This window comes from Ruegeria sp. HKCCD7221 (assembly GCF_013031225.1).
In the GTDB taxonomy this organism is placed as follows: Bacteria; Pseudomonadota; Alphaproteobacteria; order Rhodobacterales; family Rhodobacteraceae; genus Ruegeria.
On the sequence record NZ_WPZE01000001.1, the window covers coordinates 314,283 to 327,486 of the forward strand.

14 protein-coding genes and 1 tRNA gene are annotated in these 13,204 nt (G+C 56.9%); 7 read left to right on the forward strand and 8 right to left on the reverse strand.

Annotation, left to right across the window (positions count from 1 at the left end; translation table 11 throughout):
* The first annotated feature begins 48 nt into the window (after positions 1-48).
* The 5 genes from GOX73_RS01580 (at position 49) to GOX73_RS01600 (ending at position 4,483) form a co-directional block, all read left to right on the forward strand.
* Positions 49-333: a DUF3572 domain-containing protein gene (locus tag GOX73_RS01580; RefSeq protein WP_171122642.1), complete on the forward strand. Its 285-nt coding sequence runs from the start codon at positions 49-51 to the stop codon at positions 331-333.
* A gap of 25 nt (positions 334-358) precedes the next feature.
* Entirely contained in the window at positions 359-1,051 is a 693-nt protein-coding gene (locus GOX73_RS01585) for an HAD family hydrolase (protein ID WP_171134758.1), read from the forward strand.
* A 121-nt stretch (positions 1,052-1,172) separates the two neighbouring features.
* Positions 1,173-2,732 (forward strand): trimethylamine methyltransferase family protein, encoded by a 1,560-nt coding sequence (locus GOX73_RS01590; RefSeq protein ID WP_171122644.1) that lies wholly within the window; start codon positions 1,173-1,175, stop codon positions 2,730-2,732.
* Positions 2,733-2,852: 120 nt separating this feature from the next.
* A complete protein-coding gene (locus GOX73_RS01595) occupies positions 2,853-3,437 on the forward strand; it encodes a heme NO-binding domain-containing protein (protein WP_171122646.1) in 585 nt (194 codons plus the stop codon).
* Complete coding sequence (locus GOX73_RS01600; protein WP_171122648.1) at positions 3,437-4,483, forward strand: GGDEF domain-containing protein; 1,047 nt, start codon at positions 3,437-3,439, stop codon at positions 4,481-4,483. The genes GOX73_RS01595 and GOX73_RS01600 overlap by 1 nt, the downstream gene beginning before the upstream one ends.
* Positions 4,484-4,485: 2 nt before the next feature.
* On the opposite strand, the gene GOX73_RS01605 is transcribed toward GOX73_RS01600, so the two are convergent.
* From GOX73_RS01605 to GOX73_RS01640, 8 genes are all read right to left on the reverse strand, one after another.
* Positions 4,486-5,184: a CbiX/SirB N-terminal domain-containing protein gene (locus GOX73_RS01605; protein WP_171134759.1), complete on the reverse strand. Its 699-nt coding sequence runs from the start codon at positions 5,182-5,184 to the stop codon at positions 4,486-4,488.
* A 72-nt stretch (positions 5,185-5,256) separates the two neighbouring features.
* Positions 5,257-6,189, reverse strand: a complete 933-nt coding sequence (locus GOX73_RS01610; protein WP_171134760.1) for an AEC family transporter — start codon at positions 6,187-6,189, stop codon at positions 5,257-5,259.
* Between the two features lie 61 nt (positions 6,190-6,250).
* Positions 6,251-7,048 (reverse strand): MBL fold metallo-hydrolase, encoded by a 798-nt coding sequence (locus GOX73_RS01615; RefSeq protein WP_171120838.1) that lies wholly within the window; start codon positions 7,046-7,048, stop codon positions 6,251-6,253.
* A complete protein-coding gene (locus tag GOX73_RS01620; protein WP_171122654.1) occupies positions 7,045-7,851 on the reverse strand; it encodes a TatD family hydrolase in 807 nt (268 codons plus the stop codon). The genes GOX73_RS01615 and GOX73_RS01620 overlap by 4 nt, the downstream gene beginning before the upstream one ends.
* Positions 7,848-8,969 carry a DNA polymerase III subunit delta' gene (locus GOX73_RS01625; RefSeq protein WP_171122656.1) on the reverse strand — a complete coding sequence of 374 codons (1,122 nt, stop codon included), beginning with the start codon at positions 8,967-8,969 and terminating at the stop codon, positions 7,848-7,850. The genes GOX73_RS01620 and GOX73_RS01625 overlap by 4 nt, the downstream gene beginning before the upstream one ends.
* Positions 8,970-8,976: 7 nt before the next feature.
* A complete protein-coding gene (gene tmk, locus GOX73_RS01630) occupies positions 8,977-9,603 on the reverse strand; it encodes a dTMP kinase (RefSeq protein ID WP_171122658.1) in 627 nt (208 codons plus the stop codon).
* Entirely contained in the window at positions 9,600-10,775 is a 1,176-nt protein-coding gene (locus GOX73_RS01635; protein WP_171122660.1) for a D-alanyl-D-alanine carboxypeptidase family protein, read from the reverse strand. Before GOX73_RS01635 ends, tmk begins: the two co-directional genes overlap by 4 nt.
* Before the next feature lie 16 nt (positions 10,776-10,791).
* Complete coding sequence (locus tag GOX73_RS01640) at positions 10,792-11,964, reverse strand: SPOR domain-containing protein (protein ID WP_171122662.1); 1,173 nt, start codon at positions 11,962-11,964, stop codon at positions 10,792-10,794.
* A gap of 199 nt (positions 11,965-12,163) precedes the next feature.
* Between GOX73_RS01640 and GOX73_RS01645 the strand changes: the two genes are divergently transcribed.
* Together GOX73_RS01645 and GOX73_RS01650 are read left to right on the forward strand one after the other, a co-directional pair.
* Positions 12,164-12,253: transfer RNA gene (locus GOX73_RS01645), tRNA-Ser, on the forward strand.
* A gap of 227 nt (positions 12,254-12,480) precedes the next feature.
* Positions 12,481-13,200, forward strand: a complete 720-nt coding sequence (locus GOX73_RS01650) for a hypothetical protein (protein ID WP_171122664.1) — start codon at positions 12,481-12,483, stop codon at positions 13,198-13,200.
* The last annotated feature ends 4 nt before the right edge of the window (positions 13,201-13,204 follow it).

The following is a 13,204-nucleotide window of genomic DNA, read 5'->3' on the forward strand; positions in this document are numbered from 1 at the left end:
TGAGTCTGGTTAACAAACCCTTTCCAATGTCTGATCCGGGGCAATTTAATGGTATTATCTGCCCAATCCGCTGAAACTTTGGCCTTGAACGTGCTGGGTTGGCTCGTTGGGAACGAGGAATTGCTACCGGTTTTTCTTGGGTCAACCGGGGCGTCCGTTCAGGATCTAAGAGACAGGGCAGAGGATCCGGATTTCCTTGGGTCGGTACTTGATTTTCTTGTGCTTGACGATTCGTGGGTGATGTCCTTTTGTGACACCAATTCCGTGCCTTACGAACTGCCCGGTCAAGCCCGCGCAGTTCTGTCTGGCGGCGCGGACATGCACTGGACCTGAAGCTTTTTCCCTGCGGGAGCACGTAATGCCCATTGATGCGATTTTGTTCGACAAGGACGGCACTCTGTTTGATTTTACGAATACGTGGGGCGCTTTTGGGCGCAACGTGTTGCTGCGTTTGGCGGATGGAGACAATCAGCGCGCGGCGGAATTGGGCCGCATCATCGGGTTTGATCTGGAATCCGTGACCTATTCCGAAGACAGCATTGTGATCGCCGGAACCGTGGAAGAGGTGGCAGACGTCCTGGTTCCGCATCTACCCGACATGGAACACGAAGAGCTGATTGACTTGCTGAACGTAGAATCAGCCTCAGCGCCACAGGCCCCTGCTGTTCCCTTGGCGCCTTTTCTGAACGGGTTGCGCGATGCGGGGTTAAAACTGGGTGTGGCAACGAACGACGGTGAGATGCCCGCGCTCGAGCATTTGGCTTCGGCCGGGATAAGAGAACATTTCGATTTTGTCGCAGGATACGACAGTGGACACGGATACAAGCCCGGGCCGGGACAGCTTTTGGCCTTTGCTGCACATGTCGATGTCGCCCCCGAGCGGGTCGCGATGGTTGGCGACAGTCTGCACGATCTACAGGCCGGGCGCGCTGCGGGTATGACCACAATCGGAGTTCTGACCGGATTGGCCCCGGCCGAGACACTGGCACCATTTGCGGATGTTGTATTGCCCAATATCGGGCATATCCCGGGCTGGCTGGCCAAGGACTGAACGAGGTCGGGTCAAAATCGCCGATCTGAGTGTTGAAACCGACATAGCTTGTCGCAGACAGAGCGGCCAGCCTTCCGACTTCGGGGCTTGCTTAAAGCAACGCCAGTTTCGGGAGGGTCCAATGGCCGACACAAAAACGCGCAGACGCCGCAGCGGTGGACGTGCAGGTGCAGCCGAGCGCAGAGGCACCGCCGTGATTGATCAGATGCCGTGGAATCCACCTGTCAATATCGACAACCCCACCGAACCTTTGGATGCTGCCGGGATCGAAGCGATCCACGAAGGCGCAATGCGTATCCTCGAAGAGATAGGGGTCGAATTCTACAACGAAGAAGCTATCGGCATTCTGCGTGAAGCCGGGTGTACAATTGACGGCGATAACGTCCGAATGGGGCGGGATTTTGTGATGGAGATGGTGGGAAAAGCGCCGTCATCCTTCTCGATCACGCCGCGCAACCCCGATCGTAAGATCGAAATCGGGGGCAGGAATATGCTGTTCGGGAACGTATCCTCTCCGCCAAATTACTGGGACATGGAGATTGGAACCAAAGTTCCGGGCAACCGCGAAATGTGTCGAAAATTGCTGAAGCTGACTCAGTATTTCAACTGCATTCACTTTGCCGGGGGATACCCGGTGGAACCGGTCGATATCCACGCCAGTGTTCGGCATCTGGACGTGTTGTATGACAAGCTGACCCTGACGGACAAAGCCATGCACGCCTATTCGCTGGGCAAGGAACGGGTTGAGGATGTCATGGAGATGGTCCGCATCGCAGGTGGCCTAACCCATGAGGAATTCGAGGCCGAGCCTCGGATGTACACCAACATCAACTCGACCTCACCACTGAAGCATGATCATCCGATGATTGACGGATGCCTGCGGCTGGCCCGGCGCGGTCAGGCGATTGTTGTCACTCCGTTTACATTGGCTGGCGCCATGGCGCCCGTAACGATGGCCGGGGCCGTAGCACAGTCTTTGGCCGAGGCGCTGTGCGCTATTGCCCTGTTTCAATACGTGCGGCCGGGCATTCCCTGCGTCATCGGCACGTTTACCTCGAATGTCGACATGAAGTCCGGTGCGCCTGCGTTTGGAACACCAGAATACATGCGGTCCACCCAGATGACAGGACAGATGGCACGGTACTATGGTCTTCCCATGCGGTCCTCGGGTGTGTGCGCCGCAAACGTGCCTGACGGTCAGTCTGTTTGGGAGACGTCGAACTCTTTGTGGGCTGCCGTGCAATCGGGGACGAACATGGTTTACCACGCCGCTGGCTGGCTGGAGGGCGGGCTGATCGCCAGCCCCGAAAAGTTTATTATGGATTGCGAGGTCTTGCAGCAAATTCAAAGGTATATGCAGCCCGAGATCACGGCGACGGGACCTGATGAAATCGCATTGGAGGCAATAAAAGCAGTCGGAAATGACGGCCATTTCTTTGGCATTCAGCATACACAGGACCGCTACACCACAGCATTTTATCAACCCTTCCTGAGTGACTGGAAGAATTATGAAGGATGGAACGTCGCTGGTGGTGTCTGGACGGCCGAGCGCGCCCATCACATGTTCAAAGAAATTATCACCAGTTTTGAGCCGCCTGCGATTGACGACGGGATTCGGGAAGAACTTGCCGAGTTCGTCACACGTCGTAAGGCCGAGGGCGGCGCGCCAACAGATTTCTAAGTAGAGGCACGCCTTTTCACATTGAGACTAGGCTGAATTCTACCTATCGGGCTGGCCATCTTGGCTTTTTGTTAAGGTTTCTCGGAGCAGACTACGCATGTAACCACTTTGGGGCATCTCATGCATGGTCTGATTAATCGGGCGGTACAGTCATTTGTTTGCGAGACCTACGGACAATCGTGCTGGATAAACGTGACCGAGGCGGCTGAATTGGGGTTTTCCGAGTTTGAGGCCATGCTGGTCTACAACGACGAAATGACTCTGCGTGTTCTGGACATTTTATGCGCGAAGCTAAAGCGGCCGCGCGGGGAACTGCTTGAAGACCTTGGGACTTATCTGGTCTCGCATCCCAATATGGAAGGGCTACGCCGTCTTCTGCGGTTTGGGGGCGAAACTTATGTCGAATTCCTGCACTCGCTCGATGATTTATCTGACCGCGTTCGTTTGGCGGTCAGCGATCTGACCTTGCCTGTGCTCGAGTTGAGAGAGGTGTCGCCTGCGGAGTTCCAACTCTACTGCTATCCCGGCTTGAAAGGGTATTCGAGCGTTATGGTCGGGGTCTTGCGTGCCATCGCCGATGACTATGGTGCCTTGGCGATGCTGTCCCATGCAGGCACCGAGGGAGAGGTTGAGATTATTTCAATTGTTCTGATCGAAAGCGCGTTTGCCGAGGGGCGACAATTCGATCTGGGGGCGCGCGGTTGATGATGGAAGCATCGGATCTTTCTTCTTTGCTTGGACTATTGTGCCCCATGTTTGTGCTTGTTGACGAACAGGGACAAATCACAAGCGTTGGGCCCACTTTGCAAAAGCTCCGCCCCGAGCAGCCCATGCAAGGCCAAGGCTTTTTGGACCTGTTCGAATTGGTTCGCCCACGCTCAATCACCACGACTGCTGCATTGTTGTCGCTGGCAGGTGCCAAACTGCACCTAAAACTACGGGACGAACCACGCACCGCGTTAAAGGGGTTGGTTGCACCGCTGCCGGGGAACAAGGGCGCGATCATCAATCTGTCCTTTGGAATTTCGATTCTGGATGCCGTGCGTGATTATGCCCTGACCAGTGCTGATTTCTCGGGAACCGATCTTGCAATTGAACTGCTGTACTTTGTCGAAGCCAAGTCAGCCGCGATGGAAGCATCACGTTCCCTGAACCTGCGCTTGCAAGGTGCCATGCTTGCGGCTGAGGAACAGGCCTTTACGGATATGCTTACCGGTTTGAAGAACCGAAGGGCTATGGACGTTCTTCTGGGTCACATGGCGTCGGGCAATGCACCATTTGCGTTGATGCATCTGGATCTGGATTTCTTCAAGTCCGTGAACGACCGACTTGGGCACGCGGCAGGTGATTTTGTTCTGCAGCAGGCAGCGCGCATCATGGAGGAAGAAACCCGCAGTGACGATATGGTCGCGCGAGTCGGCGGAGATGAATTTGTTATAATTATCAAAGGCTTGACTGACGAGGGAGTGTTGTCCTCAATTGCGGGCCGTTTGATAGACAGGCTGAGGCAACCGACGGTATTCGAAAGCGAAACCTGCAGGGTATCTGCTAGCGTTGGCATAGCCTTGTCGACCCAATTCAGTAGCTTGAAGGCTGCAGAAATCCTTAAGGCTGCTGATCAAGCTCTGTATGACGCTAAACGATCTGGCAGATCCCGCTATAGCTTTTTCTCACCACCAGCAGGTTCGATAACCGATCCCCCAAAATTGCAGGGTTCCCCACAGCCGCGGTCCGGTATCTCTGGGCAATAGTGCTAGGTGCCCCCGAAGGCTTGCGAAAGTACGTTGGCAATCTGACGCTTCACGCGGGGAAGTTCGCCGACAACGGGCAAAACCCGGCCCTTGAACGCAGCGCGATCCAACTCTTGCGGGACGTCTTCCAGAACGTGGCCCCCGGTACAGGCAAAAAATGGCAGGCAGAGAGCCTTTGCCCCTGTGCCCTGCGCGGCCTTGGAGATGGAGGGTGGTTCTTCCACAAACCCGACCCGGATTGAGCGAAAATCCGTCATTTCCTCCAGCTTCTTGGCGAAATCTCGGGCTACTTTGGACGGGTTGCGGCTGCGCCCAGAGCCATGCGCGGCCAATACGATATCGGTGGTTGAGGACACCCATTTTAAATCCGTAACCGCGTCGCCTAGTGTGTCTGCAATCAGCGAAGGCAGGATGGCGTCGGTACCTAAAGGGTCAAGAACGCGCAGCGGCTGTGCCCCAAGGCGTTTGGGCAGGGCGCTTGTGACAAACCACCCTTTCGCCATGAACAGCGGAAAAACCACTGTGTCATCGGGCAAGTCCTGTAGTTTCACCTCAAGCGCGCCGGGTGCCGCCAAAGTCGCTGACGTCACCTTAACGCCGTCGCACATCCCGTCTACCTCGGTCGCGTATCGGGCAAGCGCGGCTTCAGCGGGGTCTGGATCAGAGGGCTGACCATGAGCGACGATAAGGGCGTAGGGCATGAGGGCCTTCCCGTTTTGAGTTATCGAAAGGTGTGTTGTACCGGGGCAAAGTCAACATGCATTTGGATAGAGTTAGCCCAACAACATGAGCCAGAACCAGACCGTAAGTATAGACGCCCCGGTTCCAACCAAAACCGACGACGCGGCGACTCTTTTGGCCCGCCCATACATGTTGGCAAAGATATAGGCATTGAACCCGGGCGCCATTGCCGCGTTGAGAACGCCGGATCGAAACAAGTCCTGCGGTAAACCGACGGAAGAGCCGAAAAGCCAGACAAGACTGGGGTGCAGCATCAGCGACACGCCGCACACAAAGGCAATCGTGCGCAGGTCGCCTTCGGGTTTGTACTTGACCAGAACTCCGCCCAACGCGAACAGCGCCCCTGGAAGGGCGGCACGGGTCACTAGGCCAAGGGCCTCATCCACAACGGCAGGAACCTGGATCCCGGACAGGTTGACGGCAAAGCCCAACGCGATCCCTAAGATCAGAGCGTTTCGGAACATCGCCGATAGAACCGAGCGCACCATACGAGTGCCACCGTGCCCACGATTGCGGACGAACTCCATCACCGTGATGCCCACGCAATAGCAAAAAGGCGAGTGAAACGCGATAATCGCGTAGTTTCCGGTCAGGTTTTCGGGGCCATAAGCGCGCTCGGTAATTGGCAGGCCCAGTAGAACTGAATTCGAAAATAGACAGCAAAACCCGATGGCGACACAGTCTTCCCAATCCCTGTTGAATATCAGCCGCGCGCCGAACAACCCGGCGCAGAAACACAGTGCCGCCGCTGTATAGAAACTGGCCAGCAGGCGCGGATCGAAACTGGCGCTGAGGTCAAGATTGGAAATAGCAAGAAACAGCAGGCAAGGGATTGCAAATCCTTGGGTGAACTTCATCAGCCCGTCGACATGGACCTCTTTGAAATACCCAAGTCGGGTCGACGCATAGCCAGCCCCGATAACCAGAAATACCGGAAGGATAACGTTGATCAGGGATTGCAGCATCTAAGGCTCCACCGGGGTCGCCAACCGGGGCGAGGATATGGCAGAGCAAGTCGTCAGGGCCTTACAGCGCCTGATGTATCACCATGCCGTCATAGGCTGGTGCGATGTGATCCGCAGTTTCCGCATCGACTGTGGCATAATCCAGGTCGATATGCATGTTGGTTAGGACGGCCTTCTTGGGTTGCAACTTTTCAATCCAGCCCAGCGTTTTTTCCAGATGTGCGTGGGTAGGATGCGGAGACCGGCGCAACGCGTCGATAATGAGACAGTCCAGCCCTTCCAACATTGTCCACGCATCGTCGTAAATCTCGGCTACGTCGGGCAGGTAGACAAGATTGCCCATTCGAAAGCCTAAAGCGTCAATCGACCCATGGTTCACTTTGAACGGATGAAAGGGGATCGGACCGCCGGGGCCTGTAACCTCGAACGGGCCATCAATGGTTTTCAGGTCGAGAATAGGCGGGTAGGGCGAATTTTCGGGTTGAATAAAGGCATATCCGAAGCGACCCAGCAGATCGTTCTGAGTATCTCCGTCAGCCCAAACTGGGACACGCTCGCGCATGTTGAAAACGATCATGCGCAGGTCGTCGATGCCGTGCACGTGGTCGGCGTGGGAATGGGTGTAGACCACTCCGTCCAGACGGCCCGTGCCTGTATCCAGCAACTGACTGCGCATATCGGGGGTCGTGTCGATCAGAACCGAAGTCGTCCCTTTGGGTCCGTCGCGTTCAACCAGCATCGAGCAGCGGCGACGGATGTTGCGCGGATTGTCGGGGTCACATGCGCCCCAGTGACCGCCCAGTCGCGGGACGCCGCCAGAAGACCCGCAGCCAAGGATCGTACAGCGCAGTTCCGTCATGCAGCCGCCTTGTAAGTTGCGGCCTTTGTGAACAGCCGGTCAAAATTTGCTTGCGTCTGTGCCGCGAATTTCGGGTACCCCATCCCGAAAACTTCAGCCCCTTTTCGGGCGGTATGGGCCGTATAAGCCGGTTCGTTACGCTTGCCGCGGAATGGGGGTGGCGCCAGATAAGGCGCATCGGTCTCGACAAGGATGCGATCGACCGGGGCGCTGGCGAATATGTCCCGAAGGTCCTGGCTTTTGGGGAATGCAGCGATGCCGGACATGGAAAGGTAAAATCCCAGATCCAATGCGGCCTTGGCCAGTTCCGCCGATGATGAGAAGCAGTGCATCACGCAGGAATAGGGCGCGTTGCGATATTCTTCGCTTAGAATCCTCGCCATATCATCGTCAGCCGCGCGGGCGTGGATGATCAGCGGCAAGCCTGTTCGCTGCGCGGCTTCGATGTGGATACGCAGAGATTGCTTTTGTACTTCGGCACTGTCAGCGGTGTAGTGATAGTCCAGCCCGGTCTCCCCAATGCCCACGAATTTGGGGTGCCGGGACAGTTGCACCAGTTCATCAACGGTAGCTATCGGTTCATCCGCGGCGCTCATGGGGTGCGTACCAGCGGCGAAAAAGACCGGAGCATGTGCTTCTGCGATCGCGCGGATGGTGGGTTCATTGCGCAAACGGGTACAGATTGTGACCATCCGCGTCACGCCTGCTTCGGCTGCGCGGGCCACGATTTCGTCCAACTGGCCATCGAAATCAGTGAAGTCCAGATGACAATGGCTATCTGTGATTTGGGGCGTATCGCTCATCTGCTCTGACCGGCGGTTTCCTGTATCTTGAACACCGTATCTAGGACCAGCGCGGCAGGGTCAAGGTTCACCGCCTGACCATGTCGCGTACGGGCCGTGATCAGGGCTGCGGTATCCGCCCATTGACGCGCCATATGTGGGGACGCGGACAGGCGTGACAGGACTTCCGCCTCGCCCGGCGCGGCCTCTGGCATAGGGGGGGCACCTGTTGCACCCGTGAGGGCAAGCCGAGACAAAGCAATGTCTATCAAAGTCAGCAACAACTCAAAACGCTCGGCCGCGCCGCGTTGGGCTGCGGCCTCGGCCAAGGCCAAGGCACGCTGACGGTCCATTCTTGGAATCGTGCCCAAAATGGCGATGAGTTCTGCGTAAATGTCCAGGCCACTCAGGTTGATCAGGCGAACGGCACTGCCCACAGAACCAGCGGCGAGAGCGGCCAGATGATCCGGGTTGCTTGGCGGCTCGGCCCCGGTTTGTGCCAAAGCCGTCATCATATCTTCGGTGCCTAGCGGTGACAGCCTGAGCGTTCGGCACCGCGACCGGATTGTAGGCAACAGCCGCGATGGTTGGTGCGAGACCAACAAAAGCGTGGTGCGGGCAGGGGGCTCTTCGAGCATTTTCAGAAGGGCATTGGCTGCGCTGACATTCATCTCATCCGCAGAGTCCACGATGACAACGCGCCGCCCACCTTCGGCTGAGGAAAGCCCGAAGAACTTGCCCAGCTTACGGATATCTTCGACCACGATTTCGTTTCGCATCCTGCCGCGGTCGTTCTCGGACCGGGTGACCGAGGCAAGTCCAGGCTCAGCCCCGGCCAGAATGCGATGAGAGACCGGGTGATCCTCGTCAATATCCAGCGTTTCAGGTTGTGGGGGCGCTCCGAAAAGGCCATCCTCTTCGGCTGGAGGTGTCGCCAGCAAGAACCGTGCGATGCGCCACGCCAACGTCGATTTCCCCACTCCGCGAGGGCCGGTCAGCAACCAGCCATGGTGCAGTCGTTCCGAATTGTAAGCCGTCAGAAAGGCGCTTTCGGCCTCGGCCTGCCCGAAAAGCTGCCGGGTTTCGCGCGGGTGTGGGGCACCGGGTGCCTGATCCGGGGGCGGGGTTTCGTCGCTCATCAATAGTTTACCGCAAAGCCTGATTAACGATACCTGTCACATCGCTGGCGACTCTGTCCATGTCCCGATTGCCGTCGATCACGCGAAATCGTTCAGAAAACTCATCGGCAAGGGCAAGAAATCCGGCTCTCATCTTGAGTTGCAGGTCAAGGCCGAAATCTTCGAACCTTTCTTCTGTTCCCTGACGCCCCTTTGCCCGGTTCAGACCGGTCTGGGGGTCCATGTCGATCAGAAGGGTCAGATCAGGTTCACGACCAATCATCAGATTGTGCAACTGATCCACCAATCCGCGCAGGTCACCGCGAGAAAGGCCCTGATACATGCGGGTGCTGTCGGCAAAGCGATCACATATCACCACTTTGCCAGCGGCCAAAGCGGGTTCGATCGTACGTTCCAAGTGGTCGCGGCGCGCAGCGGTGAACAGCAAAATTTCCGTTTCAGCGGACCACCGATCGGGGTCGCCCTCAAGAACAAGCCTGCGGATTTCTTCAGCCCCGGCAGACCCGCCGGGTTCGCGGGTCAGGACAACGTCGTGACCCATGCCGCGCAGGTGATCGGCCAGCAAGCGTGCTTGCGATGACTTACCCGATCCGTCAATGCCTTCGAAGGTCAGGAATAACCCGGTGCTTGTCACAGGGCGTCCAACGGATTGCCGATAACGTCAGTTAACACGATGCTGCCTACGGTCATCATCCGAACAACAAACCCGCCGGTCGCAACATCATTCGCTGCCACCAGAGGGCGGCGAATTTCCGGCAGACCCTCGGGCTTGATGACCAGTTCGGCCAGCTTCTGACCCTTTTTGATCGGCTCACTCGATGCATCGACGGGCCCATCATAGACCACTTCGGCCTTTACATCCTTGTCGCCCAAAACCGGAAGAAGAATAGTCAGATCACCATCGGGAACCAGTCCAACCGTCTTTTCCGCACCCATCCAGACTTTGGCTTCGGCTATCGGCGCTTCGGTGTTGGCAATTGTCCTCTCGACAAAATTGCGAAACGACCAGTTAACCACGGCCTCAGCCTCCTCTGCGCGGCGGGCAGTGCTGTCGAGACCGGACAGGACAAAGATCACCCTGCGGTCGCCCTGTTTGGCTGAACCGACAAGGCCGTATCCCGCTTCTTGCGTGTGGCCGGTCTTTAACCCGTCTGCCCCAATTCCCAGTTTGAGCAGGGGATTGCGGTTGCGCGAGTTCGACGGCGCGCGACCGTCAAATTCAAACTCTTCCTCGGCGAACAGGGGATAGTATTCGGGGAAATCGGTGATCAGTCGGTCCGCAAGAACCGCCAGATCATGCACGGACATCATGTGCCCAGCCGCAGGCCAGCCGTTTGAGTTGGCGAAGTTCGAGCTGTTCATCCCCATCTGCTCGGCGCGCTGCGTCATATAGCGTGCGAACCCGGCTTCGGTTCCATCCGGGCTGAGTGCCTCGGCAATCACCACGCAGGCGTCATTGCCGGACAACACGATTATGCCCCGCAACAAATCCTCGACCCGGACCCGGTCCTGCGTATTTAGGAACATGGTCGAGCCGCCATAACTCATCGCGTGTTCCGAAACGGGCAGTTCTTCGTCCAGCGTCAGGCGGCCATCCCGCAATGCTTCGAACGCGACATACAAGGTCATCAGTTTCGACATCGACGCCGGTGGCAGCGGCTGATCTGCGTCTTTGGACAGCAGTACCGTGCCTGTTGTCTGGTCCATCACATATGCTGCGCGGGCCGTTGTATCGAAGGCCTGGGCAGGCAGGGCAAACAGCGCCAGCCCCAGGGACAAAACAGAAGATCGCAATGAGGTCAGCATCAGGGCCTCCCTTGTTTCAGTTCTTGACCAGGAAGGCATCCGAGAAGCCTAGGTCCTTTACGTCGCTTTGAAGGGCGGTGCGCTCTCCACGGGTTGAGGCGGGGCCTACAAGAACCCTCCAGACAGAATCATCGTCGGTTGCTAGCTCGCGCACTTCGGCAGGCAGCCCGTTGCGGCGTATCTTGTCAGCGGCGCTTTTGGCGTTGGCTTCAACGCCGAATGTCCCGACCTGAACATAAGGTTTGGACAATGGGCCAGAAGACTGTTCCGGCTGGCTTGCCGCACTTGCAGGTGTAGGTTCCGAGGCGTCGATCGCGGCCGCGGCGCCTGCGATAGGATCAAGCGGCGTTTCCGTGATTTCGTCTGCAGGTTTCTTCTGCCACCATTTTCGCTTTGCAGGTTGATCGCTGGGCGGGGTCACCTCTGGATCGCTCAGTGTCGCGGTTGGCGCGGCTTCGGCGGTAGCTTCAATTGTTTCCTCTGCGGCTTCGGTGGCTGTGTCTGTGGCCGCGTCTGCCGCGACCGCAGCTGCGCCTGCTGCACCAGCCGCGACTGCGGCGGTTTCTTTCTTTTGCCACCATTTCCGCTTGGCGGGCTTTTCTTCGCCGTCCTCTGCCGTGTCTACGGATGCGGACTGAGTATCGTCATCCTGTGGTGCAGGGGCGTCTTCCCCCGCGTCCGTCGGAGTATCTTCAGGCTCGGGTTTCGGGGGTTCCGCAGGTTTACGGCGCAGCGCAACGACCTGAACCTTGGTCGGGGACCCTGCCAGAATGCCCAATTCCGCAGCAGCGGCCGAAGAAAGCTGCAAGGCCGGTCCCGGCAGGTTTCTTTCCCGACGGAACAGCGCGCCGGTTACGGTCTTGTTGTTGCTGGCGTTCTTGATCCGTACCCGTTCGGGCTGTGTGACGTCCGGGTGAGCCACCCAAACTCCACCCAACGATGGGCGCCCATCCCACAATCCAGCCTCGGTAACTTCGAAGACCTCGGGCGCTTCGACATCGTCGCGGGGATTTCCGGTGGCGTCCGGGAACAGTTCGACCTTGTTGTCATCCTGAAGGCTTTCTGTGGCCGCTTCGGATGACGCGTTGTCAGGGGAAAGTGTCTCATCACAACCTGCGAGGGTTGCGGAAAACACGGCCAGAACCGCCAACGCTCGCGGTTTTGCGCGTGTCTGGGTCGCTCGATTCATTTTGTCATCCCTTGCCTGAAGGGGCCTCGTTTCCCGAGCCCCGCCGATTGCCGGTTCTGAATTGCCGGCCTGTTACGGTCTTTCGATTAGATCATAACCTGCACAAGGTGTCATGGAAAGGCCGCTGCAACCGCTTCGGCAAGATTTCCCTATTTGGTCTTGCCACCGGTTTCGGTTCGCCTTAGACCCAGCGTCACGCGGGGAGGTGGCAGAGTGGTCGAATGCGGCGGTCTTGAAAACCGTTGAACGTGAGAGCGTTCCCAGGGTTCGAATCCCTGTCTCCCCGCCACTCATCCACCCAAGTACCAGCTTTTTCCTATAGTCCCGATGTGGCCGACATTTTGTTTGGGTTTTCAGGGACTCAGCCCTTTGCCGCATATCGCCGTTCTGCGGGTTGGCGGACCGTGGTCTTGTTTACTTGAAGTAAACGTCGGGTTAGAACGATGTATTATTTCATTTTTGTGACAGCGCCGAGGCGTGGTCAGCTATTGTGTTAACGAGTGCAGGAGGCCCAAAATGCCGGGAGAAGAATTTGTCGTTCCTCTTGGCCAGAGCGCGTCGGTTCGTTCTAAGTACTTTCGTATCAATTCGTTGATTATTATTTGTTTATTTGCCCTCTCGATGATCTCGATTCTGATCCTTGAGAGCACGGACAACCGGGTTCTTAAGTTCTTCGCCTGGCGTTTTAATCACGATGTCGAGCAAAGCGTTCCAACGATTTACAACTACTTTCTGCTCGTCTCGAACTTTGGCCTGTTAACGTATGTTTTTTTGATTAAACGAACGCAAAAGGATAGCGACTCGGTCTATTGGTTGATCCTTGCTGTGGTCATGTTTCTGATGGGATATGACGAAGCGGCCCAAGTGCATGAGAAGTTTACGCAGCCCATGCGCTCTATCCTGCCCGAAAGCCCGCTTTGGCATTTTTCCTGGACGCCGATCGGGGCTTTTGTCGCACTTGTTGTGGCGGGGTTCTATTTGCCCTTTCTCATGCGCCTGCCAAAAGCAGTCGCCAGTCTGATGGCACTTGCTGGCGCCACTTACCTGTTTGGTGCGTTGATGATCGAAACTTTGGGCGGTTGGGTGGATTTCTACAATGACGACCGCGGCTGGAGGTTTTTCTTACTGGCGACGATTGAAGAATCCTTTGAGATGCTTGGAATGGTAATCTTCGGATATGCCCTTTTGCGGCAGATTTCCTTTTTACAAAACGACGACAACCCGGCCTCGGCATAGGATG